Consider the following 26406-nt stretch of genomic DNA (forward strand, 5'->3'; position numbering starts at 1 on the left):
GACTGGACGTGACGAAGCTGCCCGCTCGTGGCCCACTTCGACCGTTTCCTCCTGCGTGCTCGGACTCTCGGGCGGGTTGCCCGATTGGTCGGATCACTTATGGTGGCGGACACACCCACCGATCGAAGGACGAAAGTTGATGCCCACCGCACGTGCCACCGCCGACTGGTTCACCGACAACCGCCTGGGCCTCTTCGTGCACTGGGGGATCTACGCCATCCCCGCGCGCCATGAATGGGTCATGAACCGGGAGGAGATCGACCCAGCCACGTACGCGAGGTATGCCGAGTTCTTCGACCCCGACCTGTACGACCCGCGTGCGTGGGCCCGCGCGGCGAAGGCCGCCGGCATGACCTATGCGGTCATCACGACCAAGCATCACGACGGCTTCTGCATGTGGGACACGGCGACTACCGACTACAAGGTCACGAACACGCCCTACGGCAGCGACACCCTGCGCGAGTTCGTTGACGCCTTCCGCGCCGAGGGCCTGCGGATCGGGTTCTACTTCTCTCTGCTGGACTGGACGCACGAGCACTTCCCGATCGATGCGCTGCACCCCCTGCGCAACCACCCCGACCGTGACGCCATCAACGCCACACGCGACATGGCGCAGTACCGCACGGTGATGCACGAGCAGGTGCGCGAGATCCTGACGGGTTACGGCGAGATCGACATCCTTTTCTTCGACTACTCGTACGACAACCGCGAGCACGAGGGGATCTGGAATGGGAAGGGCGCTGCCGACTGGGGCTCGCCCGAACTGCTGGCGATGGTGCATGAGCTGCAACCCGGCATCATCGTCAATGACCGTGCTGGCCTTCCGGGCGCCTTCGTCACCCCCGAGGAGTACCAGCCGAGCGCCCCGGTGCAGGTGGACGGCAAGGAGGTGCCGTGGATCGGTTGCCAGACGATGGACGGCAGCTGGGGTTACTTCCGTGAGAAGCCTCGTCCCAAATCGCCCGATATTGTGTTGAACCTGCTCATCGACAGCGTCGCCAAGGGCGGTGGCCTTCTGCTCAACGTCGGGCCCACGGCACGGGGCGAGCTCGACGACCTCGCCTCCGGTGTGCTGGCCGGCCTGGCTAAGTGGATGAGGTACAACCGCCGTTCGATCGTAGGCGCCGGTGCCACGTCACTGACCGCACCGCCGGACGCGCGCTACACGCGGCGGGGCGACCGCCTCTACCTGCATCTGTTGTCGTGGCCGTACGCGCACGTGCACCTCGCGGGGCTCGCCGGCAAGGTACGCCACGTGTGTTTCCTCCACGACGGAGCTGAGGTGCGCACCGCCGTCTTCAAGCCCGGGGCCGCAGCCGTGCATACCAAGCAGGGCGGTCAGCCTGAGGGCACCCTCACGCTGAAGCTCCCCGTGGGCCGGCCCGGCGATACGGTGCCGGTGATCGAGATTCTCCTGACCCCCGAAGCCTCCGCTGAGCTCACATAAGTCGTTAGGATCACTCCGCGCGCCCGACGCACACGAGGAGGCGACCGTGGCCGACGAGCGGCTGGATGACATCGACGTGCGAATTCTGCGCGTGCTCAGCGCGCACCCGCGCGCGAGCGTCACTCGCATTGCCGAACTGGCGCGCCTCGCGCGCGGTACGGTCAACACGCGGCTCGCGCGGATGGAGTCCATCCTGAGCCCGTACGAGCGACGGGTGCCCCCGGCCTCCCTCGGCCTCACCCTCACCGCCTTCGTGCAAGTGCAGGCCGTGGCGCTGATCGGCGACGAGCTGGCGACCGGGCTCGCCGACATCCCTGAGGTGATCGAGGCCTTCGGCACGTCGGGTGACTGGAGCGTTCTCGTGCGGATCGCGGCCCACGACGCCGCCGACCTGTACCGCGTGAATGAGCGCATTCAGGCCATCGCGGGGGTCGAGCGCACCGCGCTCACCCTGGCGATGCGTGCGCTCGTCGCGCCGCGGATGGCTCCCCTGCTCGACGGCTACGCCGCGGACTGACTCACGCGCCGCCAGAGCGCGCCCAGTCTAGGAGCGACGGTACGACCCGGTCGACGAACTGGTCGACGTGGGAAGTGCTCGTGTATGCGTGCGGGGCAACACGCAGGTACCCACGGCCGCCGAACGAGGTAGGTGCCGTGGCGGAGCGATGCTCGGCCTTCAGCCGGTCACGCACGTGGTGGGCCGAGGCAGGGGTCGTTGCCAGCGGGCCGGGCAGGCGCACAAGGCGGATCTGATCGACCGGCATCCCGACGGGAACGTGATGGTCCTCCCCGGTCACCGCGGCGAAGGCGTCTGCGATGCGTTGGACGGCGTACGCCGCCATCGCGCCCGCGTGCGCTCGCACCGCAGGCCATCCCCACGTCTCGCTGATGAAATCGACCGCGCGCACCGCTGCGAGCGGGGCAGTCCCGTCGACGGTGCCCTGGTGGTCGAAGCGTTCGGGAAACCCCAGGGAGGCCCCCCATGAGTCGATCACTGGATGCAGGTCGTCGCGCAGGTCGCTCGTGGGCACCACGACGGCGGTGCCGCGGGGCGCACAGGCGAACTTGTGTAAGTTGCCGACCCAGGTCACCTTGGCCTCGGGCACCGGTCGCCCGATCAGACCCGGCGCGTGGGCACCGTCGACGAGCACGCGGATGCCGCGTTCCGCAGCCGCGCACGCGACCCGCTCGACCGGGAGCCGCCGCGCGGTCGGCGACGTGATCTGGTCGATCAGCACAAGGCGCGTGCGAGGCGAGAAGGTGGAGATGATCCGCTCGGCGGCCTCGTGCTCATCTGCGTCCAGCGGCACCGCGGCGGTGACAACCTTGCCGCCCCAGTGGCGCGCGAGTCGTTCGGCACCCATCGTGACGGCGCCGTAGCCGTGATCGGTCACGACGATTTCGCCCCCAGGCTCGTGCGGAAGCGAGCCGAAGACCGCACTCGCGCCGGCGCTGGCGTTCGGGACGAAGGCGAACCCCTCGGCCTCCAGTCCGAGGAACGGCGCGAGCTCGGCCCGGGCGGCGGCCATCCGCGCCGGCAGCGTGATGAACCAGCCGACCGGGTCGGCTTCCATCTCGTCCCGCAGGCCTTGCTGCGCGGCGAGCGCGATACGGGGCACCGCGCCGTACGAGCCGTGGTTCAGGTGAAGGATGCCGGGGTCGAGAGGCCATGCGTCGAAACCGGTACCCGCTGGCCCGAGGGGTCGAGGCGTCGTGCCGCCGGATGTGGTGCGGGCGGTCAAACTCACGCCGAAGCGTTCGCGCTGAGCCTGCGCATGGCGCCGAGCGTGAGCGTGGTGAGGATTGTCGCCTGGTCGGGCAGCACGCTGTCGTCGAACCGCACCCGGTCGGAGTGGTTGTTCGGCGCGGTGGCGGGGTCAAGCTCGGGCGGGCAGGCGCCGAGCATGAGCAGGGCCCCGGGGATCCTCTGCAGGACGTATGAGAAGTCCTCAGACCCGGACCAGGGGTTCGCGGCCCGCTCGACGCGCTCCTCGCCGAACAGCTCGCGCAGGTCTGCGATCGCCGTCGACGCCGCGACGTCGTCGTTCATCGTGACGGGGCAGCTGAGGTGCCAGTCGAGTTCCGTCGTGCAGCCGTAGGCCCCGGCGATACCGTGCACGAGGCGCGGCACTTCCTCGTGCAGCTGCGCGAGCGAGGCGTCGGAGAACGTGCGCACGGAGATACCAAGGTGGGCACTTGAGGGTATCGCGTTCAGCGGGCCCTCGGTCTGGAACTGCCCGACGTTCATCACCACCGGGTCGAAGATGTTGATGCGTCGCGTGATGTAGTTCTGCAGCGCAAGAGTGATCTCAGCGCCTACCGAGATAGGGTCGGTCGCCATGTGCGGGCGCGATCCGTGCCCACCCTGGCCGTTGATGCGGATGCGAAGGTCGGTAACGCTGGCCATCATGGCGCCCTCTCGCGTGGTGATGACGCCGCGCTTGTCGGTATTGACGTGCACGGCGAACGCGGCATCGGGCAGGCGCCCGGCGGCCTCGAGCGAGCCCTCCGCAACCATGATCTTCGCCCCGCCCGGGTCCTCCTCACCCGGCTGGAACATCAGCACGACCGTGCCCGGCAGTGGGCCGAGTTCTGCAAGGGTCCGGCCAGCGCCGACGAGGCCGGCGACATGGAGGTCGTGGCCGCAGGCATGCATAAGGTCGTTCGTTGACGAGAACTCCTCGCCCGAGTGTTCCTGGATGGGCAGGGCATCCATGTCGCCGCGGAGCAGCACCATCGGCCCCTCGAGGTCACCGGGCAGCACGGCCATGATGGAGTCAAGGCTCTCGCCGAAGTGCAACTCATAGGGCAGACCCGCGAGGCCGTCGAGGATAGCCTGCCGCGTGCGCGGGAGACGGAGGCGCCGCTCGGGATGGCGGTGCAGATCGCGACGCAGGGCCATCATCTCTTCGGCCCGAGCGTGGTTCGCGGTGGCGGCGCTCGAGATGGCGGCGGAATAGTCGAATGTCGACACTTTATGCTCCTGTGCTCCGCGCGATGAACTGCGCGCATCTGTGTGGGACTAGCAGTGGGTGATCTTCGCCATGGCGAAGGTCCAGCGGTGACGGCTCAGAACCTGCTCCGCGAGGCGCGCGTATGGACAGATGACTCGCGCGCGCGCCTGCGCTTTCACCAGCTTCATTCAGGGATTTCCACACCAACGAGCCGATCCCGAGCAAGGGCATGGCGGCGAAGGCCGAGCGCAGGATCGGGGAAACGCGCGGTGGGCGAACGTGATGCCCGAGTACATCCTCCTGATCACGCAGCGCGTCATGCGTTGTCCGACGGGTGGGCGGCCAGGATCACTCTTGTGGGCGCAGACGCAGCCCTGACATGCCGCCGTCGACCTCGATGACCGTGCCGACGGTCGAGGCGGCACGAGGGCTAGCTAGGTAGGCCACGGCGTCGGCGACCTCGTCGGCCTCGACCAGCCGGCCGTGCGGCTGACGAGCGTCGAGGGCCGTGCGCTCGGCCGCTGGATCGTCGGCGGTATCGAGCAGGCGCTGAACCCACGGGGTGGCCGCCGTGCCGGGGCTCACACCGTTGACGCGAATGCCTTCCCGCACGTGGTCGGCGGCCATCTGCAGCGTGAGCGAGTAGAGGGCCCCCTTGGTCGCGCCGTAAAGGGCGCGGTTCGGAAGCCCAGCTCTCGAAGCGATGGAGCACGTATTGACGATCGCGGCAGCGGACGACTTCCGCAGCCACGGGAGAGCGGCCCGGCTCACGCGCACCGTTCCGACGACGTTGATGTCAAAAACCCGATGCCACTCCTCGTCACAGTTGTCGGCGACGGTGCCCTGCGCGCCGATGCCGGCGTTGTTGACGAGGATGTCGATGCCGCCGAAACTGTCGCCGACCTCTGCCACGGCGGCAACGACGCTTGCGTCGTCCGCGACGTCGACCCGATAACTATGGGGAGAATCCTCGACCGGCTGCACATCGAACACCGCCACGCGCGCGCCGTCGGCGCGCAGGCGCCGTACGATCGCTGCCCCGATCCCGGACGAACCGCCGGTCACGATCGCGCGGAGGCCGTCGAAGGTGCCTGCCGCCGTGTCGCCGGTCATCGGGTCACCTGCCGCTGGCGGCCCAGCCCTTCGATCTCGACCTCCACGACGTCGCCGGGTCGCAGGTACGGGAACCGGCCGGACAGCGCCACGCCCTCAGGAGTGCCGGTCATAATGAGATCGCCGGGTTCGAGCACGAGAAACTGGCTGAGCCTGTAGATGATTTCACCCACATCGAAGATGAGGTCGGTGGTAGATGAGTCCTGGCGCGGCTCGCCGTTGACCCAGCTGCGCAGGCGCAGTGACGCAGGATCGATCTCGTCGGCGGTGACGAGCCATGGACCTACCGGAGAGAAGCCTGGGAAGGACTTGCCCTTGCTCCACTGTCCGCCCGAGCGCTCCAGCTGCCACTCGCGCTCGGAGAAATCGTTGACCGACACGTAACCGGCGACGTGTCCGAGCGCCTCCTCCGGCGAAGATACATAGCTGGCCCGATGGCCGATCACGACGCCGAGCTCGACTTCCCAGTCGGTCTTCGTGCTGCCCGGCGGAATGGGCACCGCATCGTCGGGGCCACCGATCGTGTTTGTCATCTTGTGGAAGATCACGAGGTCGGTCGGCGGCGCTGAGCCCGACTCGGCGGCGTGCGCGGCGTAGTTCATGCCGACGCACACGATGGCGCTGGGCCGCGCGATGGGAGCGCCGACCCGCAGCCCGTCTGCGCCTTCGATCTCGGGTAGGGCGCCGTCGGCGAGCGCTCGCTCCACCGGCTCGAGGTCGGCGTCGAGAAAGGCCCCGTCTATGTCTGCGGTGAGAGACGACAGATCGAAAGAGCGGCCGTTCACCATCACTACCGGCGTCTCACGACCCAACTCTCCCAGACGTGCAAACTTCATACCTCTCCCTAACATCTGAACTCTCGATGGGGCGACAGCGGCCCTGGGGGCGGCATGGCCCATTTGACCGGTCTAAACATCTGATGTTTACTGAGTGCGTGCCGAACAGTATCACGTCCCTGGCGACAGCTGACATCCGATTCCCCACGTCCGCGTCACTCGACGGCTCCGACGCCATGAACCGCGATCCCGACTACTCGGCCGCCTACGTCGTGCTCGGCACTGACGCTTCCGACGGGCTCGAAGGCCACGCGCTGGCCTTCACCATCGGACGCGGCAACGACGTCCAGGTGGCAGCCATCGAGGCATTGCGCGGGCACATCGTCGGTCGTGACATCGAGGAGCTGCTGGACGACATGGGCGCCACCTGGCGCCTGCTGGTGCACGACTCGCAGCTGCGCTGGCTCGGCCCCGAGAAGGGCGTGATGCATATGGCTATCGGCGCCGTCATCAACGCACTGTGGGATCTGAAAGCCAAGCGTGCCGCCCTCCCGCTGTGGCAGCTCCTGGCGCGAATGACCCCCGAGGAACTCGCTGACCTTGTCGACTACCGCTATCTCTCCGACGCCCTGACTCGGGACGAGGCCGTGGCGCTGCTGGAGACCACGGCGGCGGGTCGCGCTGAGCGTGAGGCGATCATCCTGCGCGAGGGTTACCCCGCTTACACGACCACGCCCGGCTGGCTCGGCTACTCCGACGAGAAGCTGGCGCGTTTGTGCCGCGAGGCGATTGCCGATGGCTACCCCCAGATCAAACTCAAGGTTGGTGCCAACCTCGCTGACGACGTACGCCGCATGCGCATCGCCCGCCAGGTCTGCGGCCCTGACTTCCCCATCGCGATCGACGCGAACCAACGCTGGGACGTCGCCACGGCGATCGAGTGGATCGGTGTGCTGAGCGAGTTCCGCCCGGCGTGGGTGGAGGAGCCCACCAGCCCCGACGACGTGCTCGGGCACGCGGCGATCGCGCGCGCCGTCGCACCGATCCCGGTGGCAACGGGCGAGCACGCTCAGAACCGCGTCATCGTCAAGCAGTTCCTTCAGGCCGGCGGGCTGCAGGTGCTGCAGATCGACGCGGCACGCGTGGGTGGTGTCAACGAGAACATCGCCCACTTGCTACTCGCGGCGAAGTTCGGCGTTCGGGTGTGCCCGCACGCGGGCGGCGTGGGCCTCTGTGAGGCGGTGCAGCACCTGTCGATGTTCGACTTCGTCGCGGTGTCCGGCACGATGGAGGACCGGTTGATCGAGTTCGTCGACCATCTTCACGAGCACTTCGTCGTCCCCACCGTGGTGGCCGGCGGCCGCTACCTCGCACCCACCGCCCCTGGCGCGGGCATGGAGATGCACGCCGCATCGATCGAGTCCTACCGCCACCCTGTGCCGGTGCCCGCGTGATGGGCTGGGTCGTCTATGGTGCCGCCTCGATCGGTAACCTCTACCGACCGGTCGAGGACGACGAGGCGCAGGACGTACTCGAGGCGGCGTGGGATGCCGGCATCCGCTCGTTCGACACGGCACCGCACTATGGGCTCGGGCTCAGCGAGCGCCGGCTCGGCGCCTTTCTTCGGACGCGCGAGCGCGCGTCGTTCCAGCTTTCCACCAAGGTGGGACGGATCTTGGAGCCCCGCACCGACCCCCGGCCCGCCGACGACATGGAACACGGGTTCGCCGTCCCCGCCGACACCGTGCGACGCTTCGATCCGAGCCGCTCCGGCATCGAGCGCAGCGTCGCCGACTCGCTTGAGCGCCTCGGCCTCGACCGTGTCGACACGCTCTTGCTGCACGACCCCGACGTGTACGACCTCGATCGCGGACTGCGAGAGGGACTCCCCGCCCTCGCGACACTGCGTGACGAGGGCGTGACCGGTGAGGTCGGCATCGGCGTCAACAGCGTCGAGGCCGCCGTGCGCGCCGTCCGCGAGGGCGACATCGACGTTGTGATGATCGCTGGGCGTTACACGCTGCTTGAACAGCACGCGGCCGAGGAACTGCTGCCCCTCTGCCTCGAGCGCGGTGTCCGGATCATCGCCGTCGGGGTGTTCAACTCGGGGCTGCTCGCCGCGGCCACCCCCGCGAGCGCGCACTACGACTACGGCGCCGTGCCCGCCGATCTGGTCGAGCGCACCGAACGCCTGCGCGCGGTGTGCACGCGGCATGACGTGCCCCTTCCTTGCGCGGCTCTGCAGTTTCCCCTTCGGCACCCCGCGATCGGGCAGATCGCCATCGGCACCGCACGTCGGTCCTCCCTCGCGCAGAATGTCGAATACCTCAGGGCCCAGATCCCCGCAGCGCTGTGGAGCGACTTAGAGGCCGAGGGGCTCATTCCTCCTCAGCCGTCGATGCCGTAGAACATCCGCGCCACCTCGCGAGACACGAGCGGCCACGCCCCCTCACCCACCGTCTCGCGCACGAGCGTGACCCATTCAGCGGTGGCGACGCCGGTGCGCTCCCCCGTACTTACCGGCGAGTCACTGCCGAACATACAACGGTCGGGGCCGAAGGCGTCGACTGCCGCCCGCAGGAGATCCGGAGCGTTGCGGCGCAGCACCTCAGGTGACGACGCCTCAGCACCGAGCCCGGACAGTTTCACGAACACACCCTCCGCCGCAAGCGCCGTCAGCGACCGCGCCCATGCGCGGCCCTCGTCCGAGTGGAGCCCTGCGTCGACCGGCGGCTTGCCCGCATGATCGAGCACGACGACCGCCTCGGGGACGGAGCGCACAAGCTCGACAAGATCGGGAAGTTGCGGCCAGCGCACGCACGCGTCAAATCGCAGAGCGGCTGCTGCGACCTGTCGAAGCCCGGCTCGTAGGCGGGGAGAGCAGAAACTCTCGGCCGGAGCGTTCTGCAAGCCGTGCCGCACCCCTCGCACGAGCGGGATGGCACTCAGCCGGACGAGTCGGGCGGCCAGATCGCAGGATTCGAGGTCGATGCCCGCGACAATTGCGCGTAGACCCGGCCACGTCAGAGATGACACCCACAGCGTCTCGTCGAATGCCGACGCCGGAGCCGCGTCCGCCTCGACGAAGATCCACTCATCCACCTCGCCCGCGGCATCCTCAAGCGCACCCGGCAGGTACGGCCGGTCGAGCCCCGCCGCGCCGAGCCAGTCGTAACGGAACCGATCAGGGTCCCAGACGTGCACGTGCGCGTCGAGGATCACCTTCGCTGCCATTCGCGCTGCGCGCGCAGATCCCACACCTGCTCCAGCGGTGAAGTGCCCTCCTCACCATCGACGCCGCGGAACAGCTCGACGTAACGTCCAATGTTCGCCTGCCACCGCGCGTCCGCCGGGTCATGGCGGAGTGCTTCCTGCACCGTGTCCCAGTCGTCGCACTCGACCATGTGAAAGAGCCGACGCCCCGAGCGCCAGATCGTCCAATCCTGTATCCCGATCCGCGCGAACGTCGCCACGAGTTCGTCGGGGATCACCTCGTGATGTGTGCGGTAATCGTCGATCGCACCTTCGCGGATTTCCGAGTGCAGGGCGATGCGCATCAGCGAGCCTCCTTCAGCCAGGCTTCGACGCCGGCGACGTGCGCGGTCATGAGAGCGTGGGCAAGCGCGGCGTCGCCCTGTTTCAGCGCATTGGCGATGGCGCGATGCTCGTCGATGGTGCGCGCCACCGAACCGCTTTGGGTGATGCCTCGCCAGATGCGCGCACGCAGGGTGGTGCCCGACAACGAGTCGAGCAGTCCGACGAGGTAGGTGTTGCCGGTCGACTCGGCGATCCGCCGATGGAACTCAACGTCGTGTTCGATGAGCACCTCAAGTTCCGCGTCGGCGGGCACGGCCGCGAGGGCGGCGATGAGCTCGTCGACCTGATCGGGGGTGATCCGCCGGGCCGCGGCGGCCGCAGCCTGGGGCTCCAGCATCCTCCGCACCTCGAGCGCCTGGAGCACGAAGTCGTCGCGGTGCAGGTCGACTACGAACGCCATCACTTCAAGCAGGATGCTCGGCTGCAGGCTCGTGACGTAGGTGCCGTCGCCACGGCGCACGTCGAGCACGCCGATGACCTCGAGCGCCTTCACCGCCTCGCGCAGTGAGCTGCGCGAGAGGCCGAGCGTCTCCCCCAGTTCCTTCTCGGGCGGGAGCCGGTCGCCGGGGGTGAGCTCACCTGCCACGATCATGTCCTTGATCCTGCTGATCGCGTCATCCGTCACGGCCACGCGCCGAGTCTACCGGACACACATCCTACGTCTCGTTCGGAGGACCTCTGCCGAGAACTCGCGGCCCCAAACCTCGCGGCAAACCCGTCAGCGTGGGCACGTAGCCCACCTCGAACCACTGAGGACGATCGCCGTCACTTAAGGACGCGAATATAGCTACGCCGGTCCGTCCGGACCACGACGTGCACATCCGTCCTGGTGATGTGGGAAACCCAGTCCTCGGCTGGGAGCACGTTGTCGACATCGAGGCGACTGACCAGCGGCGTCTTCACGATGAAGTCCCATGGCCCCGCAAGGCGCGCCACAAACTTGAGGTGGTCCGCGGACCGCAGCCCGGCGGCCACCTCTTTGACGTGGCGGGGGGGGACGTCCAGCCACATCAGGACCTCCACATGGAATCCCGTGGCGGCAGGGTCGGCGACCGCCCGGACCGCGACGACCCCGTCCTCGCGCAGCTGGTCCACACGGCGCCGGGCTGTGACCTCCGAGACTCCGGCCCGGCGCCCGAGCTCCTCGTAGGTCATCCGGCCGTCCTCGCGCAGAGCGCGCACGATGGCCATGTCGGAGGGGCCCAGGCCGGCGGTGGTACCGAAGTACTCGGCGTAGGTCGAGCTCAGGCCCTCCCACATCGCAGACCGCTCTGCAGGCGTCAGGATGCCGAGGTTCCACCACCGGGCCAGGCGGAGGTACTCGATGACCGGGTAGGACTCGATGCGCTGGGCGCCCGCGGTCGCCGGCAGCTCCTCCATCAGGTGGCGAGACTCCTCTGTGCCCGCACGCAGGCTGAGCGCCGCCACGACGTCCGCGTTGCCGCTGACCACGTGCGCCCAGCCGCAATGGTCGAGGGCACCAAGCGCGGCCGAGGTCATACGCGACTGTCCGAGACCGCAGTTGATCCGGAGGACCACACCTGGTGCGGGCAGCGACACCCCCACGACCCGGACTGTGCCTGAGGCCAGGACCGCGCTTCCCCGGCGGGCCACGGTCCGCTCGTTCTCCCCCAAGACCTCAGCGATGCGAGCCCACGACGCTCGGCCGTCGATGTGCAAAGCGTCGATGATACGTCCGTCCAGAGAGCGCACTTTCAGACACCTCCCCTCTCTGTAGATTCAGATCCGGCACGAATCATGTCTGAATCTAACGATAGCGCCGAAACTCCTTGACCTCGGGTTTGATCCAACCCAAGACTGTTCCGCACCACTCCCCACCGCTGCGAGGAGGAACGATGGGCGGCTACATCCTCAAACGTGTGCTTGCGCTCGTTCCTGTTCTGGCCGTGGTCGCCGTGATCACGTTTGGGCTGATGCACATCATGCCGGGCGACGCCGCCGCAGTGATACTCGGACCGGACGCCAGCCAGGAGCGCGTCGATGCCCTGCGTGAGGAGCTCGGCCTCACCCAGCCGGTCGTCATGCAGTTCTTCACCTGGCTCGGGGCAGCCTTCCAGGGGGACCTTGGGACGTCGCTCTTCTTCAACGCGCCGGTCACCGAGGTGCTGCTGTCCGCATTGGGCCCGACGCTGAACCTAGCGATCATCGCTCAGACCCTGGCCGTGATCATCGGCGTCCCCGCGGGGATCCTGGCTGCCCGATCGCAGGGGACCAACACGGACCGCACCGTGATGGTGGGCGCACTCCTCGGCATCTCCATACCGTCCTTCCTGTTGGCTCTCTTCCTGATGCTGATCTTCGGCGTCACTCTCGGCTGGCTGCCGGTCGCCGGGTACGCGCCGCCGGAGCAGGGCATGGGAGAGTTCCTGCGCTACATCGCCATGCCGGCCGTCGCGCTGGGGGCGATGCAGGCAGCGCTCATCGCGCGGATGACGCGGACCGCGATGCTCGACACCTTCTCCCAGAACTACATGAAGACGGCCAAGGCCAAGGGCCTCAAGCGCAAGGTGCGGCTGTACAAGCACGCACTGCGCAACGCCGCCCTGCCCATCATCACCACCATCGGTCAGACCCTCGGCACTCTCATCGCCGGCGCGGCCGTGACTGAGACGGTCTTCAACATCCCCGGGATCGGCTCGCTCATCGTCAACTCGGTCGAGCGGCGTGACCTGGTCGTGATCCAGGGTCTGGTGCTCATGATTGCGGTGTCCTATGTGCTCGTGAACTTCCTGATCGACATTCTTTACAGCGTCCTGGACCCGCGGGTTCGCTTCTCGGGGGGTGACTCCTGATGACCGTCTCACAGCTGGGCCAGGCGGAGGTTCAGCCGGGCACCTCTCTGGTGCCGGGCAAGCGGCGCTCGGGTCGGTCCCGTTTCATGCGCCGTTTCGCGGCGCACCAGCTGGCCCTCACGGGGGGCGTCATCCTGGCGATCGTGGCGCTGGTAGCAGTCGTGGGCCCACTCATCACCCCGTCCCCGTATGCCATCGACGTTGCCAACCGGTTGCAGCCACCGTCGGCCGAGCACTGGTTCGGGACCGACAACTACGGCCGCGACGTCTTCAGCCGGGTGGTCGAGGGCGCGCGGGTGTCAATGATGGTGGGTGCCCTCACCGCCGCCTGCACCGCGATCTTGGGGTGTGGGATCGGCTTGTACGCCGCTTATAACCGGGTCGCGGACATGGTCCTCATGCGGGTGGCGGACGGGCTGATGGCCTTCCCCGCCATCCTCCTAGCGATCGCCATCATGGCGGCGATGGGTCAGCAAACCTCTAACGTGGTGATCGCCCTCACGATCGTCTTCACGCCCTACGTCGCGCGCATCGTGCGCTCCTCGGCCTTGGTCGTCAAGGAACAGACGTTCGTCGAGGCGCTGCACGCCCAAGGCGCGTCCACGACCCGCATCGTCTGGCTGAACATGGCCCCCAACGTGATCTCCCCGCTCATGGTGCAGGCCACCTTCGTCTTCGCCGACTCCATCATCACCGAGGCGGCGCTCAGCTTTCTCGGTGCCGGGGTCCCTCCGCCCGCGCCTTCCTGGGGGAACATCCTCCTGGACGGCAGGAGCGTGATCTACACGGCGTGGTGGATGACGCTCTTCCCCGGGCTGTTCATCATGGGCACAATCCTGTCGATCAACCTGCTCGGTGACGGACTGCGCGACCTGCTGGACCCGACATACCGCGGCAAGGGCGGTCTGAATCGCAAGGCCCAGGCCCGACGCGCCAAGGCGGCCCGGCAGGGCACCAAGGTCGCGGCGCGTCGCGCCGACGGAGGTGGCGCCCGATGAAGGAGAACCGCAACGTCCTCGAGGTGACCGACCTCCGGACAAGTTTCGTGACCGAGGACGGCATGGTGACCGCCGTGGACGGGGTGTCTTTCACCGTGGCCCGCGGGGAGGTCCTGGGCATCGTGGGCGAGTCCGGATGCGGCAAGTCGGTGACCGCCGAGTCGATCATGCGCCTGCTTGACGAGGATACGACCGTGTATGAGGGCGAGATCGTCTTCGACGGTGACGTGGACCTGCTCTCACTCGCCGACGAACGTATGCGCCCCTACCGCGGCGGTCGGCTGGGGATGATCTTCCAGGACCCGATGTCCTCGCTCAACCCCGTGTACACGATCGGCAACCAGCTGGTCGAGGCGATCCGGGCCCACGACAAGATCGGCAAGAAGGCAGCAGCCGATCGTGCACTGGAGATGCTGACCCTCACCGGCATCCCTGAGCCGAAGATGCGGTTGAAGCAGTACCCGCACCAGCTCTCGGGCGGTCAGCGTCAGCGCGTCGTCATCGCGATGGCCCTCAGCTGCCGCCCTGACCTGCTCATCGCCGACGAGCCCACGACCGCACTGGACGTGACCACTCAGGCCCAGATCCTCCAGCTGATGGAGGACTTGCGAACGGAGTTCGACACCGGCACCATCTTCATCACCCACGACCTGGGCGTCGTGGCCGAGATCTGCGACCGCGTCGTGGTGATGTACCTGGGCCAGGTCATCGAGGAGACCGACGTCACCACCCTCTTCGACGAGCCGGCGCACCCCTACACGCGGGGCCTGCTGGCCTCGACACCGTCGGTCGAGACCGACAACACCCAGGACCTGCCGACAATCAGCGGCACGGTGCCTACCTTGACGCAGGTCCCTACCGGATGCCGCTTCGCCGACCGTTGCCCGTTCGTCGAAGACGCGTGCCGGGAGCAGCCGATCGAGCTGACCACTCTTGCCGATGGCCACCGGGTCCGGTGCCGGCGCGCGGAAGAGATCCCTGCGCTGGCCGCGGAGGTCGGCTGGCAGGCCGAGGCCACTAGAGGAGGACGGGCATGACAGCCACCGGGCAGGAGGTCCCCCTGCTGTCGGCGCGGGGCCTGGTCAAGGAGTTCGTCACCCGCTCGCTGCTTGGTCTCCGCAAGGGCGCCGTCACCGCCGTGGACCACGTCGATCTGGATCTCTACGCGGGGCAGACCTACGGCTTGGTCGGGGAGTCCGGATCGGGAAAGTCCACGACCGGACGGCTGCTGCAGGGCCTGATCACCCCGACCGACGGCACTATCAGCCTCGGGGGCGAGACGCTCGACACGACGCACAAGGACGCCTGGAAGCTGCGGCGCGAGATCCAGATGATCTTCCAGGATCCGCACTCCTCCCTCAATCCCCGCCGCCGGGTCGGGGCCATCTTGACTGAAGCCATGCTCATCGTGGGGGAAAAGGACCGAACGAAGATCAAGAACCGCGTCGCGGAGTCGCTGGAGGCCGTGGGTTTCACCATGGAGCACGCCCAACGCTTCCCGCATGAGTTCTCCGGCGGCCAGCGCCAGCGGATCGGGATCGCCCGGGCACTGATGGTGCACCCCCAGGTGCTGATCTGCGACGAGCCGGTGTCTGCCCTCGACGTCTCTATCCAGGCCCAGGTCCTGAACCTGCTACGGGGGCTGCAGCGGGACCGTGGCCTGACCTACCTGTTCATCAGCCACGACATGAGCGTCGTGCGCTACCTCGCCGACCGGGTCGGCGTGATGTACAAGGGCCAGCTCGTCGAGGAGAACGACGCCCAGGCCCTCTACGAGCACCCCCAGCACGAGTACACCCAGAAGCTGCTGTCGTCGGTGCCTATCCGGCATCCCCGCGAGCGCCAGGAGCGCGTCGAGAAGCATCACGAGACCGCCCACCGCCCAGCCTCACCACCACGCAAGGAGTGACCAGTGCTACTCGAATCCTTCACGGTCCGCCGCATGACCATGGAGATGCAGACCCCCTTCACGACGAGCTTCGGGACCCAGACACACCGAGACCTGCTCATCGTGGAGGCGCGCAGCGGCGACCGCGTCGGGTATGGCGAGTGCGTGGCGGGGGGCCAGCCGTTTTACTCCGAGGAGTTCACCACCGGCTGCAACCTCATGCTGCAGGAGGTCCTGCTGCCTCTCCTGGTTGGACGCGAGATCGGTCACCCGGACGAGGTGTCCGAGATCCTTCGCCCGATCCGGCGCAACAACATGGCCAAGGCGGCGGCGGAGGGGGCGGTGTGGGACCTCTGGGCGCGGCACCAGGATGTCCCGTTGGCGTCGGCCCTGGATGATGCCCCCAGGGAACGGGTCGAGGTCGGGCTCAGCATCGGCGTGAAGGAGACCGACGCCGAGCTGATCGAAGCGGTGGGCACCGCCGTGGACGCCGGGTACCGACGGGTCAAACTCAAGATCACCCCTGGTCGGGATCTCGACATGTTGCGGGCGGTACGGCGCGAGTTCCCGGACGTCCCCATGATGGCGGACGCGAACTCCGCCTACACCCTCGATGACCTCAAGCTGTTCCAGGCGATGGACGATCTGGACCTGATGATGATCGAGCAGCCGCTCGCGCACGACGACATCGTGGACCACCGTCATCTCCAGGCGCAGATCTCCACCCCTGTCTGTCTGGACGAGTCCGTGCACAGCATCGACGATGCCCGGCACGCGATCGAGCTCGAGTCGTGTCAGATCATCAATATCAAGATCGGACGCGTGGGCGGTCTGACCGATGCCAAGCGCGTCGAAGCGCTGTGCCGTGAGCACGGCGTGGACGTCTGGTGCGGCGGGATGCTGGAGACCGGTGTGGGACGCGCTCACAACGTGGCGATCGCCGCCTCTGCCGGCTTCACCCTTCCTGGCGACACCGCGCCGTCCGCGCGCTACTGGGCCGAGGACGTCATCGAGCCCGAGGTCACGATGGATCGCGGCTACATCACGGTCCCCTCCGGGCCCGGTCTGGGCTACACGGTTCGAGGGGATCGGCTCGACGCGCTGACCACCTCGTCGTTCACGATCGATCAGGACGGTCGTTCGGCGTGACCGAGGACGAGATCATCCACGCCGACGCCTGGGAGCTGGCCGCGGCCGTGCGCTCCGGCCGGTTGGATCCGGTGGAGGTGACGACTGCCCACCTGAACCGCATCGAGGCGGTGAACCCTGCGGTCAACGCCATCGTTGACCTGCGCCCCGAGCAGGCGCTGGACCGGGCGCGGGAGCTGTCCTCGCTTCCACGGCATGAGCTGGAAGCGTTGCCCCTGGCCGGGTTGCCGGTCGCCGTGAAGGACATGATCCCGGCGGCGGGCTTCCGCCACACCCAGGGCAGCCTGGTCTTCGCCGACCGTGTCGCCACCGAGGATCACGTCGTCGTGGCCCGGATGCGGGCCGCGGGCGCGGTCGTCGTGGGCAAGACGAACACCCCGGAGTTCAGCCTCGGCTCGCACACCTTCAACAGCGTGTATGGCCTGACCCGCAACCCCTACGACCTGAACTGCTCGGCGGGCGGCAGCTCGGGCGGGGCGGCAGCCGCGCTGGCGGCTCGTATGCTCCCGATCGCCGACGGCAGCGACACCGGTGGATCCCTGCGAAATCCGGCGTCCTTCTGCAATGTCACAGCCCTGCGCCCCTCGCTCGGGAGCGTTCCCAACGTGCCCAGTTCCTATCCCTTCGGCACCCTCTCGGTCAAGGGGCCCATGGGGCGCACCGTGCGTGACGTCGCACTCCTCATGTCGGTCCTTGCCGGTGGGGACGGCCGGGATCCGCTGACGTGCGCCGGCGCACCGGGAGGGTATCTGGACCTCACTGGCCCGACGGAGGCGGCCTCTCTGCATCTCGCCTGGACCCCGGACCTGGGTGGACTGGTACCGGTCGACCTCCGGGTCCGCAGGGTCCTGGGCGAGGTGGTCGACCGGATAGCCGGGTCCGGCGCGGCCGTCGTGGAGGACTACCCAGACCTTCGCCAGGCGGCCTCGGCCTTCCGGACCCTGCGTGGGATACAGATGCTGGCCAACCTCGGTTCCGTGGACGAGGCGCACCCGGGCCGGCTCAAGGAGGATGCCCGTGGGGACATCCAGGTCGGGCGCGAGGCCACCGGTCCCCAGGTGGCCCAGGCCCTTGTCGACCAGGGAGAGGCCTTCCACCGGATGCGCAGGCTGCTGGAGCACTACGACGCGCTTCTGCTCCCCACCGTCCAAGTCGCGCCCTTCCCCGTCGAGCAACGCTACCCGAGTCAGATCGAGGGCCGCGAGATGCGCGACTACCTGGAGTGGATGACCCTACTGTCCTCCATCACCATGACCGGCCACCCCTCCGTTTCCGTACCCGTCGGGTTCACCGAGGACGGGCTCCCGATCGGACTCCAGATCGTGGGCCGGAACCGCCAGGAAGCCGCCTTGCTGCGGATCGCGCAGTTCGTCGAAGACCTGTGCGGGACGAGCGATGTCGTATCCACCCAAGACTTGACCACGGAGCGCGATCCCTTCCCCGCGATCGCCTGAGGCTCTCGGAGAGGAGCGACCATCACGATGACTGACCAAAGTTGCGACACCCTTATTTCTGGCGGCCGGCTGGTCGACCCCGAGAACGAGATCGATGCCCAGCTGAACGTGGGCATGACCGGTGGCCGCATCACCTACGTCGGCTCCGACCTCCCCGAGGCGGCCACGGTGATCGACGCTACCGGAAAGCTCGTGGTGCCCGGCTTCATCGACCTGCACAGCCACGCCCAGAACCTCACTGGCCACCGGTTGCAGGCCTTCGACGGGGTGACGACCAGCCTGGAGCTGGAGTCCGGTGCAACACCCGTCCAGGCCTCCCTGGCCTGGGCAGCCGCCCAGGGGAGGCCGTTGCACTACGGCTTCTCGGCCGGCTGGCTGCACGCGCGGATCATCGTGCTGGAAGAGCTTGACGACGACACCGTCGCTGCCTGGCCCCCGCTGCCGCTGGACAGCTGGTCCACCCTGCAGGACCGGGCCCGGTGGCGGCAGGCCGCCACTACAGACCAGATCGCCCGCATCGTCGACCTGGTCAAGGAGCAGCTGGAGGCCGGTGCCCTGGGCATCGGCATGCTCCTCGGTTACGCCTCGGCCACGTCCAGCGAGGAGCTCTACGCCATCGCTGAGCTCGCTGTGCGCCGCGGATGTCCCCTCTTCGTCCACATGCGGGGACTGCGGAGCGAGGACGACTCGCCCGCGACAGCGGTGCGCGAACTCATCGGGCTCAGTCGCGACACCGGCGTGCAGGTCCACCTCTGCCACTTCGTCAGTTCTAGCGCGGCCTCGGTTCAGGAATCCGCTGCTCTTCTGGCCGAGGCTGTTGCCGAGGGACTGCCGGTCACCACCGAGTCCTACCCTTACGGCATCGCCTCGACCGTGCTCGGGGCGGAGTTCCTCCATCCCGACCGCCTTGCGTCGTCGGGCCTGAGCCCCACGTCCATCACCGTGATCCAGTCAGGCGAGCAGGTGGCAACCCTGGACCGGTTGGTGGAGCTACGCACCCTTGACCCTGGCGCGCTGTGTGCCATCCGCTACTACGACGAGGACGACCCGGCCCGGAGCCAGGACCTGAAAGAGGCCTTGGTGCTAGCGGGTGCTGCCTTCGCCTCGGACGCCATGCCGGTCCAGTCGCTGAGCGGTCCGGGAGACGACGAGCACGGCCGCACGGGCGACGCGACCGAATTGGACGAATGGCCGGTGCCGAACGGCTACACCGTCCACCCCCGCAGTCTGGCCTGCTTCACCAGGGCGATCTCGTGGCTGCACCGGGACACCGGGCTGCTCAGTCTGAGCGAAGTCATCACCCGCTGCTCCGTCATCCCGGCTCGCATCCTGCGCCCCGCGCTGCCAGCGATGACCGCCAAGGGTCACCTGGCCGTGGGCGCAGACGCCGACGTCGTCGTGATCAACCTCGGGGAACTCGACCCCCATACCGAGTTTGCCCCGGTCCGGGCGACCCACGGCATCACAGACGTCTTCGTCGCCGGAACTCCGCTCATCCAGGACGGCGAACTGTGCGCCGCCCGACCGGGCCGACCTCTACTCGCCCCACCAACTTCTGATGGAGAAAGGAACACATCATGACCTTCAAGAGAGCGATCGCCACCGGGGCGGTCCTGACCCTGTCCCTCGCTGCCTGCGCTGGGGGCGGCACCACCGATGTCGGGGAGGGAGGCGCCGGGGACAACGGGTCAGCCACCGCCGGGGGCGGGGGCGGCGGTGACTTCAGCATCGCCTGGAACGCCCAGCCGCCCACCCTCGACCCGATCGTCACCACAGCGACCTCGGCACGCGACATTAGCCGCAACTTTTTTGAGCCGCTGCTGACCACGGACGCAGACGGTGCGGTCCAGCCCGTGCTCGCCGAGAGCTTTGAGATGTCTGACGACGCCACAGAGCTGACCATCGCCCTGCGGGAAGGGCTCACCTTCCACAACGGCGACCCCGTCACCGCCGAAGATGCTGTCGCGTCCCTGAAGCGATGGGCCGAGTCCACGGGCGTGGGCCAGCTCTACTTCCACGAGCAGGCGACCATCGAAGCGACGGACGAGTTGACCATCACCATCACTCTGGACTCCCCGACGGGCATCGCGCCGCAGCTCCTTGCCGAGCAGGGGCAGCTGCCGATGATCATGCCGGCCAGCATCGCCGAGGAGGCGGGCCTGGACTCTGTCGAGGAGTACATCGGTACGGGCCCCTACAAGCTGGACGAGTGGCGGACCGACCAGTTCGTGCGTCTGGAGCGGTTCGAGGACTACCAGTCCCCGGAGGGAGAGACGGCAGGAACCGCGGGCGCCAAGGAGCCCTCATTCGACACGATCACCTTCAACATCGTGACCGACGCCTCGACCCGGATGTCGGGTCTGCAGTCGGGAGAGTACGACGCGGCCAACGCTCTGCCTCTCGACAACGCCGAGATGCTGGAGAGAGACGACAACATTCAACTCGTGTCCGGCCCACAGGGCTTCAACGGGGCCGTCTTCAACAAGCGGGCCGGCCTGATGTCCGATGTGAACATGCGCAAGGCCGTGCTCGCGGCCATCGACCCTGAGGCGATCCAGCAGGCCGCCTTCGTCTCCGACGAGTATTACAACCTGAACCCGGCACTCATGAGCGAGGACTCCCCGTGGTACTCCGACGCCGGGCAGGAGTTGTACCACAACGAGGACCAGGCTGTGGTTGATGAGCTGCTGGAAGAGGCCGGCTACGACGGCGAGACCATCCGCATCCTCACCAGCCGCGAGTATGCCGACCACTACAACAACGCCGTCCCGCTCCAGCAGCAGTTGGAGGACGCAGGGATGTCCGCCGAGCTGGTGGTCACCGACTGGGCCACCGTGCTGCAGGACCGCTCCAACGAGAACGCCTACGAGATCTTCATCACGGGTTTCGCCCCGGTGACCGTGCCCGTCGTCTACGTCTTCCTGTCCCCGAGCTGGCCGGGTTGGACGGACAGCGACGAGATCAGCGCTGCGACGGAGGCCTTCGGCAACGCCGCGGACGAGGCCGAGGCGCAGGAGGCGGCTGCGGACCTGCAGCAGGCCTTCTACGACTACCTCCCCATGGTGAAGTTCGGTGATAAGTGGACCGCGACTGGCCTGCGCTCCGACATCAGCGGCTACGAGTTCGTGCCGCTGTCGGGTGACATCTTCTACAACGCCCGTAGGGACGGTTGACGTGCGACGGCCGCCCGGGACCCGCAGGACGAGACGAACTAAGTAGGATCTCATGAGCGACGACCTGACCTGGCTGACCGATGAGGCCAAGGCGCGACAGCGCACCGTGATCGACGACATACGCCGGATGGTGGAGGTCGAATCCCCCTCGGAGGACCTCGAGGCGGTCGCCCGCGGGGCCGAGGTGGTCGCCGGGATCATTGAGGAACGGCTCGGGCGGCGCCCAGAGGTTCTGGTGGTGGACGGTGTGACACATCTGAGGCTCCGCCTTGGCACCGGCCCCACCAGGGTCCTGCTGCTCAATCACCAGGACACCGTGTGGCCCGTCGGTACGCTTGACCGGATCCCGTTCAGCCACAAGGACGGTGTCCTACGCGGGCCAGGCGTCTTCGACATGCTCACCGGCGTGGCCATGTCCATCCACGCCTGCGCCATGCTGCAGGAGGCCGGGTGCGATCTCGACGGGGTGACCATCGTGGTGACCGGGGACGAGGAGGTGGGATCGACGACCTCGGAGTCGTTGATCCTGGCTGAGGCGGCCGACGCCAGGGCCGTCCTGGTCATGGAGGCCGCCGCCGAAGGTGCGCTCAAGCTGGCCCGCAAGGGCACCGGAAGCTACCGACTCGAAGTCCTCGGGCGTGCCGCGCACGCGGGGCTGGAGCCGGAGCAGGGCGTCAACGCCGCCTTGGCGCTGGGTGGCCTCCTCGCGGACGTGGCCGCTCTGTCCGACGTGTCGCGGGGCACCACGGTAACCCCGACGCTGACGCGCGGCGGCACCGCCCGCAACACGGTGCCGGCCCAAGCCGAGACCTGGGTCGACGTCCGTGCGGCTACCCGGGACGAGCTGGAGCGGGTTGACGCCGAGATCAGACGGCTGCAGCCGTCCGTAGATGGAGCCCGCCTCATCGTGCACGGCCAGATCGGTCGGCTCCCCTTCGAGCGGTCGGCCTCGGCCGAGCTGTTTGACAGGGCCACCGATCTGGCCGGCCGGCTCGGCGTGCCGAAGCCCACCTCCACCGAGGTTGGTGGTGCCTCAGACGGCAATTTCACGGCCGCCGCAGGGAAACGCACCCTCGACGGACTGGGGGCCGCCGGAGCTGGCGCTCACGCCGAGCACGAGCACACCCTGGCCGACGAGATCCCGGCCCGTCTGGCGCTGCTGGCCGCTTTGGTGGCCGACGGCTGCACAGGCGCGCAGCGGGAGGAGGGTTGAGCGGGATGAGACAGCGTCCTTCCGGCATAGAAAACGACGAGGTACATCACGACGACGACGCCGCACAGCGGACCCATGAGTTCGTCGCCCGAGACGCGGCAGAGCAGGCCGGGGTGGATATCCGAGAGATGACCACTGTGCATGACCTGGTTGCGGCCCCGAAGCTGCTGGGCCAGGTCTGGGGCATCGGTCCGCACGATCCGCCGCCGGTGAGTCAGCACACGCTCACGGCGCTCGTCCACGCCGGCAACTACGTCGTCGGGGCCTACAGGGCAGCGGACTTGGTCGGGGTGAGCATCGGCTTCTTCGGTACCCCTGGCCTTCACCTGTTCCACTCGCACATCACGGGTGTGCTGAGCGGGTCAACCGGGCGTGGGCTGGGGCTGGCGCTCAAGTTGCATCAACGAAGCTGGTGCCTGGACCGAGGTGTCCGGCTCATCGAGTGGACCTTTGACCCGCTCGTCGTCCGCAACGCCGGCTTCAACCGCAACCGGCTGGGCGCGCGCTTCGTGGAGTATCTGCCGCAGTTTTACGGCGAGATGCGCGATGGTCGCAACTCCGGGCAGGGCAGCGACCGACTACTCGCCCGTTGGCATCTTGACGAGCCGGTGCCTCAACCGGACCGGAATCCCCCCACAGGGGACACCACCCCAGAATTGCTGCTCCTGGACGTCGGCGACGACGAGTATCCGGCGATCCACGGCCCACAGCGCGTGGATAGCGAGGGCGTACTCCGCCTGCGTGTTCACCCGGACATAGAGGATCTACGTCGGCGCTCCCCGGAGGCGGGGATCGCCTGGCGCGGGGCGGTGCGCGACACCCTGCAGCCTTTGATGGCTGAGGGCTGGCAGGTCAGCGCAGTAGCTCGCGACGGCACATATACGTTGACGCGCGGCTGACGACCGCCCTCTCCACGAGGTTGAAGTGTGAGTGCGACCTTTCCCCTCTCTGGGCATGTGTCCGTTTCACACTTCTTGGCAGGAGAACGGCGGTGCGGCGCAGCGGCGAGGGCCGCAACAACGCGGATCCGGGCTGGGGAAATGTCTCGTGGCACAACCGCATGGCGGGATCGTCGGGGAACCCGGGCGCGCAGATGCCGGCTGATCTGCCGCGGGCTCCACCGCTGGGCAGCCTGGTCATGAGGAGAGCTGGCGAAGGGACTCGAACCATCGACCACCTGTTTACAAGACACCCAGGGGAAACGGGTTGACCTGCGGATATCGCACGTAACAGCGTCGTGTGGGGCGTCCCGTGCAACATACGTGCATCAGTGATGGCCACCCCAGTCCGATTCTGACCGTACGGCGCGCGCACGGGGACCAGCGGCGTACAGGGACGGACTGCGCAGCTTCCCGCTCCTGGCCAGGGCAGGGGCAGCGCACGATGACCGGTCGAAGCACCAGGGCCGCCGCTTCCCACCGTCCAGCTTCGAAACGCTGGCCTCCACCCGGCGCCGCCGAGTTGCCGGGTTCCTCGTTGCTTGGATCCAGCGGACCCACTCCCACCGGGCCATTGCCGTGAGGTCCTCCCACCAGCTCCCCGGAGTCGTGCGGGGGCATCGTCCAGGGCAGCCTTTAGGTCATAAGGCACGTCAGGCTCTGGCCAGTCGGGTCGCCGGTGTCCCCGGGCCCAACCCCGGCGTCGTGGTACAGCGCCTGGTCCAGGCGGATCCAGTGCCCCCGGTGTCCGTCCGGCTCTCCGACTGTCGCAAACGGATGCCCCTCAATGGTTCCCGCACCGCGACTTGCCCGCGCGAGTGTCGTTCCTCGCTCGCCGACGTCGGCAACGCCACTCAAGACGCGAAGCAGTCATCCATCCAGTTCACGGCCGAGTTGTCTGCCATCGACGGGAACACCCTGGTGGCCGGAGACATGCACATAGCGACCTCCCTCGGTTTGGAGCCCAGGACCCGGTGCGCCCATGCGGCAGCACGGGGCTTCCAGCGCTTTCCAGCTACTGCGGGACCGTCATGGACGCCACGACGCCACTGCTCACCGTCGACGAATATGCTGCCCGCCGCAGCACCCGCCACATGCGTGACATCGCTCTCACGCCGAGGTGCGTGACATCACGACTCCGCCGATGAGCGGGCCTTTGACCATCGACATGTCGCTGGCCCGTCTTGTATCAGCCGAAGCGACTAGTCACGCGATCACTCCACGTCAGTGCAACCAACTGACCGAATCTGGCCGATTGTCGTTACCATCCCGTCATGCGACCACTCTCACCACGTCTCTTGGACCAGTTGCAGCTTGAATCGGCCGCGTCTGACGAGGCGGGAGCCCTACGCAACTTGCTTCCTCCAGAACCGGAGTGGTGGTCTCAAGTGACCAACTTTCCCACAGTCCTGTCGAAGGTGACTCATTCTCGTCTAGGCAGCGGCATGGTCGTGCATCCTGTGGCCGAGGTATCGGCCCGGAAGTCAAGGCACGGACTGCGCCCTCTGCCGCTCATCGGCTTACCTGAGCGCGTGGCTTATGGTGCTCTCACTAAACTAGTCACACAAGACATACCGCCGCTTCGGCGGAGCCCGGAGGATTGGCTGCAGTTCTCCTTAGCCCCAGTCAAACACGGTGAGTCTCTCGTCCCAGAGCCAGAATTCACCAGTGGGAAAATAGATTTCGGCACGCTTTTGCCTTGGTCCTCGCCCATCAAATACGTCTTGAAGTCAGACGTTGTGGCTTTCTATCGACATGTTGATCATGAGCTTCTACATGAGCAGCTCATCATTCTTGGGGCTGACTACGAGGCCGCGCAACACCTCATCGAATTCTTGGGAGAACTACAAGGACGCCCTGTCGGTCTCCCGCAACTGCACGCGTCATCCGACGTCCTTTCGGAGATATACATAGACGCGGTCGAAAGGGAGATGCTCCGCCGAGGCCACGAGGTGTGGCGCTTCAACGACGACTTTAGGGTGACTGCTAGAGGCTACATGGACGCGCTCAGGGGACTAGAGGATCTTGACGCTTGTTTGCGTAGAGCCAGTTTGACGCTTAATGAAGCCAAGACAACAATCCCATCCTTTTCGACCTATTACATGGAAGTTATGGGCCTTGCGGTCGGTGAAACCGGAGTTGTACTGGCAAGACAAGAAGTAGAGGATGTCGTCGGTGACTATACAGACGACTTCACGCAGGATGCTGACGCGGCTGCCCGTTTGATCGAAAGGGTTACCGAATGGCCGGGCGATGACGATAACGCCATAGATCTCCGGGGTGCTGGTCCGGCGGAGGTGAGGCTCTTGCGGAGGGCCCTAGCTGGGTTAGCACGAGCGCGCGATGATCGCGCTCTTGAGAAGGTTCCAATCCTGGTCCGTTACTTGGCCGAGTTGACCCCCGCTGCTCTGAAGTATGTACTGCGACTCAGCAGGGCCCGCGTGGCCAAAACCAGGCTCGCCGCTGTACTGGACGAACTTGCGGACAAAACGGCCACCAACGACTGGCAGAAGATGTGGATCGTGCACGCCTACTCCGGAGCTCGCATACTCGATCTCAAGCGAAACCGTGAGTCTAGGGTCAAGTGGTTGCAAAACTGCGCCATGCACTGGTCGGATGCACCCCTTCGAGCCTATGCGATATGGGCCCTTGCCGCATCGGGCGAGATATCCATGGAGAACCTGCTCAAAGCCCAACACAGTGCGCCCGAGTGTCTGCATGTTTACTACGCTGAGGCGGCGCGCGAGTTGGGAACCCCCGCGAATAGATCACAACGCCAGAAGGCCTTTGCCCATGACCCACTGCTGCGCACGCTGGCGGGTGCTTGATGGTAAGGCACGTGCGCTTGGCACTGACAGAGCGCACCCTGTTGCAGCTCCGTCAGTCTGCTGGT

24 protein-coding genes are annotated in these 26406 nt (G+C 67.0%); 15 read left to right on the forward strand and 9 right to left on the reverse strand.

Features of this window, described 5'->3' with window-relative positions:
• The first annotated feature begins 139 nt into the window (after positions 1-139).
• Together FY030_RS12895 and FY030_RS12900 are read left to right on the forward strand one after the other, a co-directional pair.
• Positions 140-1447 carry an alpha-L-fucosidase gene (locus FY030_RS12895; protein ID WP_158061856.1) on the forward strand — a complete coding sequence of 436 codons (1308 nt, stop codon included), beginning with the start codon at positions 140-142 and terminating at the stop codon, positions 1445-1447.
• Positions 1448-1493: 46 nt separating this feature from the next.
• Positions 1494-1964: an Lrp/AsnC family transcriptional regulator gene (locus tag FY030_RS12900; RefSeq protein ID WP_158061857.1), complete on the forward strand. Its 471-nt coding sequence runs from the start codon at positions 1494-1496 to the stop codon at positions 1962-1964.
• Between the two features lies 1 nt (position 1965).
• Here the strand turns inward: FY030_RS12900 and FY030_RS12905 are convergent, their stop codons facing one another.
• The 4 genes from FY030_RS12905 to FY030_RS12920 all read right to left on the reverse strand — a co-directional run bounded on the left by FY030_RS12905 (position 1966) and on the right by FY030_RS12920 (position 6350).
• Positions 1966-3195 (reverse strand): aminotransferase class V-fold PLP-dependent enzyme, encoded by a 1230-nt coding sequence (locus FY030_RS12905; RefSeq protein WP_238348311.1) that lies wholly within the window; start codon positions 3193-3195, stop codon positions 1966-1968.
• A complete protein-coding gene (locus FY030_RS12910) occupies positions 3192-4421 on the reverse strand; it encodes a M20 metallopeptidase family protein (protein ID WP_202879704.1) in 1230 nt (409 codons plus the stop codon). The genes FY030_RS12905 and FY030_RS12910 overlap by 4 nt, the downstream gene beginning before the upstream one ends.
• Positions 4422-4749: 328 nt before the next feature.
• Positions 4750-5514, reverse strand: coding sequence for an SDR family NAD(P)-dependent oxidoreductase (locus tag FY030_RS12915; RefSeq protein ID WP_158061858.1), 765 nt, complete (start codon positions 5512-5514; stop codon positions 4750-4752).
• A complete protein-coding gene (locus tag FY030_RS12920; protein WP_158061859.1) occupies positions 5511-6350 on the reverse strand; it encodes a fumarylacetoacetate hydrolase family protein in 840 nt (279 codons plus the stop codon). The genes FY030_RS12915 and FY030_RS12920 overlap by 4 nt, the downstream gene beginning before the upstream one ends.
• An 83-nt stretch (positions 6351-6433) precedes the next feature.
• Here FY030_RS12920 and FY030_RS12925 point away from each other — a divergent pair, with 83 nt between their 5' ends.
• Both FY030_RS12925 and FY030_RS12930 read left to right on the forward strand, forming a co-directional pair.
• On the forward strand, positions 6434-7744 hold the full coding sequence (locus tag FY030_RS12925; RefSeq protein ID WP_158061860.1) for an enolase C-terminal domain-like protein: 1311 nt from the start codon (positions 6434-6436) through the stop codon (positions 7742-7744).
• Complete coding sequence (locus FY030_RS12930) at positions 7744-8697, forward strand: aldo/keto reductase (RefSeq protein WP_158062830.1); 954 nt, start codon at positions 7744-7746, stop codon at positions 8695-8697. The genes FY030_RS12925 and FY030_RS12930 overlap by 1 nt, the downstream gene beginning before the upstream one ends.
• Here the strand turns inward: FY030_RS12930 and FY030_RS12935 are convergent.
• From FY030_RS12935 to FY030_RS12950, 4 genes are all read right to left on the reverse strand, one after another.
• Positions 8679-9524, reverse strand: a complete 846-nt coding sequence (locus FY030_RS12935; protein ID WP_158061861.1) for an amidohydrolase family protein — start codon at positions 9522-9524, stop codon at positions 8679-8681. The genes FY030_RS12930 and FY030_RS12935 overlap by 19 nt on opposite strands.
• The gene (locus FY030_RS12940) at positions 9509-9847 is read right to left on the reverse strand and encodes an L-rhamnose mutarotase (RefSeq protein WP_158061862.1); all 339 of its coding nucleotides are present in this window, start codon (positions 9845-9847) and stop codon (positions 9509-9511) included. The genes FY030_RS12935 and FY030_RS12940 overlap by 16 nt, the downstream gene beginning before the upstream one ends.
• Positions 9847-10518: a FadR/GntR family transcriptional regulator gene (locus FY030_RS12945; protein ID WP_158061863.1), complete on the reverse strand. Its 672-nt coding sequence runs from the start codon at positions 10516-10518 to the stop codon at positions 9847-9849. The genes FY030_RS12940 and FY030_RS12945 overlap by 1 nt, the downstream gene beginning before the upstream one ends.
• 134 nt (positions 10519-10652) lie before the next feature.
• Positions 10653-11600, reverse strand: coding sequence for an AsnC family transcriptional regulator (locus FY030_RS12950; protein WP_158061864.1), 948 nt, complete (start codon positions 11598-11600; stop codon positions 10653-10655).
• Between the two features lie 143 nt (positions 11601-11743).
• On the opposite strand from FY030_RS12950, the gene FY030_RS12955 reads away from it, so the two are divergent.
• Genes FY030_RS12955 through FY030_RS13000 form a run of 10 tightly spaced genes read left to right on the forward strand, consistent with a single transcriptional unit; the run spans position 11744 to position 23474 of the window.
• Complete coding sequence (locus FY030_RS12955) at positions 11744-12700, forward strand: ABC transporter permease (protein WP_158061865.1); 957 nt, start codon at positions 11744-11746, stop codon at positions 12698-12700.
• On the forward strand, positions 12700-13698 hold the full coding sequence (locus FY030_RS12960) for an ABC transporter permease (protein WP_192498608.1): 999 nt from the start codon (positions 12700-12702) through the stop codon (positions 13696-13698). The genes FY030_RS12955 and FY030_RS12960 overlap by 1 nt, the downstream gene beginning before the upstream one ends.
• The gene (locus FY030_RS12965; RefSeq protein ID WP_158061866.1) at positions 13695-14735 is read left to right on the forward strand and encodes an ABC transporter ATP-binding protein; all 1041 of its coding nucleotides are present in this window, start codon (positions 13695-13697) and stop codon (positions 14733-14735) included. Before FY030_RS12960 ends, FY030_RS12965 begins: the two co-directional genes overlap by 4 nt.
• Positions 14732-15607: an ATP-binding cassette domain-containing protein gene (locus FY030_RS12970; RefSeq protein WP_158061867.1), complete on the forward strand. Its 876-nt coding sequence runs from the start codon at positions 14732-14734 to the stop codon at positions 15605-15607. Before FY030_RS12965 ends, FY030_RS12970 begins: the two co-directional genes overlap by 4 nt.
• Before the next feature lie 39 nt (positions 15608-15646).
• Positions 15647-16735, forward strand: a complete 1089-nt coding sequence (gene menC, locus FY030_RS12975) for an o-succinylbenzoate synthase (protein ID WP_272950559.1) — start codon at positions 15647-15649, stop codon at positions 16733-16735.
• Positions 16732-18189 (forward strand): amidase, encoded by a 1458-nt coding sequence (locus tag FY030_RS12980; protein WP_158061868.1) that lies wholly within the window; start codon positions 16732-16734, stop codon positions 18187-18189. Before menC ends, FY030_RS12980 begins: the two co-directional genes overlap by 4 nt.
• Positions 18190-18216: 27 nt before the next feature.
• The gene (locus FY030_RS12985) at positions 18217-19770 is read left to right on the forward strand and encodes an amidohydrolase family protein (RefSeq protein WP_158061869.1); all 1554 of its coding nucleotides are present in this window, start codon (positions 18217-18219) and stop codon (positions 19768-19770) included.
• Complete coding sequence (locus tag FY030_RS12990; protein WP_158061870.1) at positions 19767-21362, forward strand: ABC transporter substrate-binding protein; 1596 nt, start codon at positions 19767-19769, stop codon at positions 21360-21362. Before FY030_RS12985 ends, FY030_RS12990 begins: the two co-directional genes overlap by 4 nt.
• 52 nt (positions 21363-21414) lie before the next feature.
• Entirely contained in the window at positions 21415-22575 is a 1161-nt protein-coding gene (locus FY030_RS12995) for a M20/M25/M40 family metallo-hydrolase (RefSeq protein ID WP_158061871.1), read from the forward strand.
• A 5-nt stretch (positions 22576-22580) separates the two neighbouring features.
• Positions 22581-23474 (forward strand): GNAT family N-acetyltransferase, encoded by an 894-nt coding sequence (locus FY030_RS13000; protein ID WP_158061872.1) that lies wholly within the window; start codon positions 22581-22583, stop codon positions 23472-23474.
• A 368-nt stretch (positions 23475-23842) separates the two neighbouring features.
• On the opposite strand, the gene FY030_RS17365 is transcribed toward FY030_RS13000, so the two are convergent.
• Entirely contained in the window at positions 23843-24088 is a 246-nt protein-coding gene (locus tag FY030_RS17365; RefSeq protein WP_158061873.1) for a YdeI/OmpD-associated family protein, read from the reverse strand.
• Between the two features lie 870 nt (positions 24089-24958).
• On the opposite strand from FY030_RS17365, the gene FY030_RS13010 reads away from it, so the two are divergent.
• A complete protein-coding gene (locus tag FY030_RS13010) occupies positions 24959-26341 on the forward strand; it encodes an RNA-directed DNA polymerase (RefSeq protein ID WP_192498609.1) in 1383 nt (460 codons plus the stop codon).
• The last annotated feature ends 65 nt before the right edge of the window (positions 26342-26406 follow it).

It is taken from the genome of Ornithinimicrobium pratense (assembly GCF_008843165.1).
GTDB classification, from domain to species: Bacteria; Actinomycetota; Actinomycetes; order Actinomycetales; family Dermatophilaceae; genus Ornithinicoccus; species Ornithinicoccus pratensis.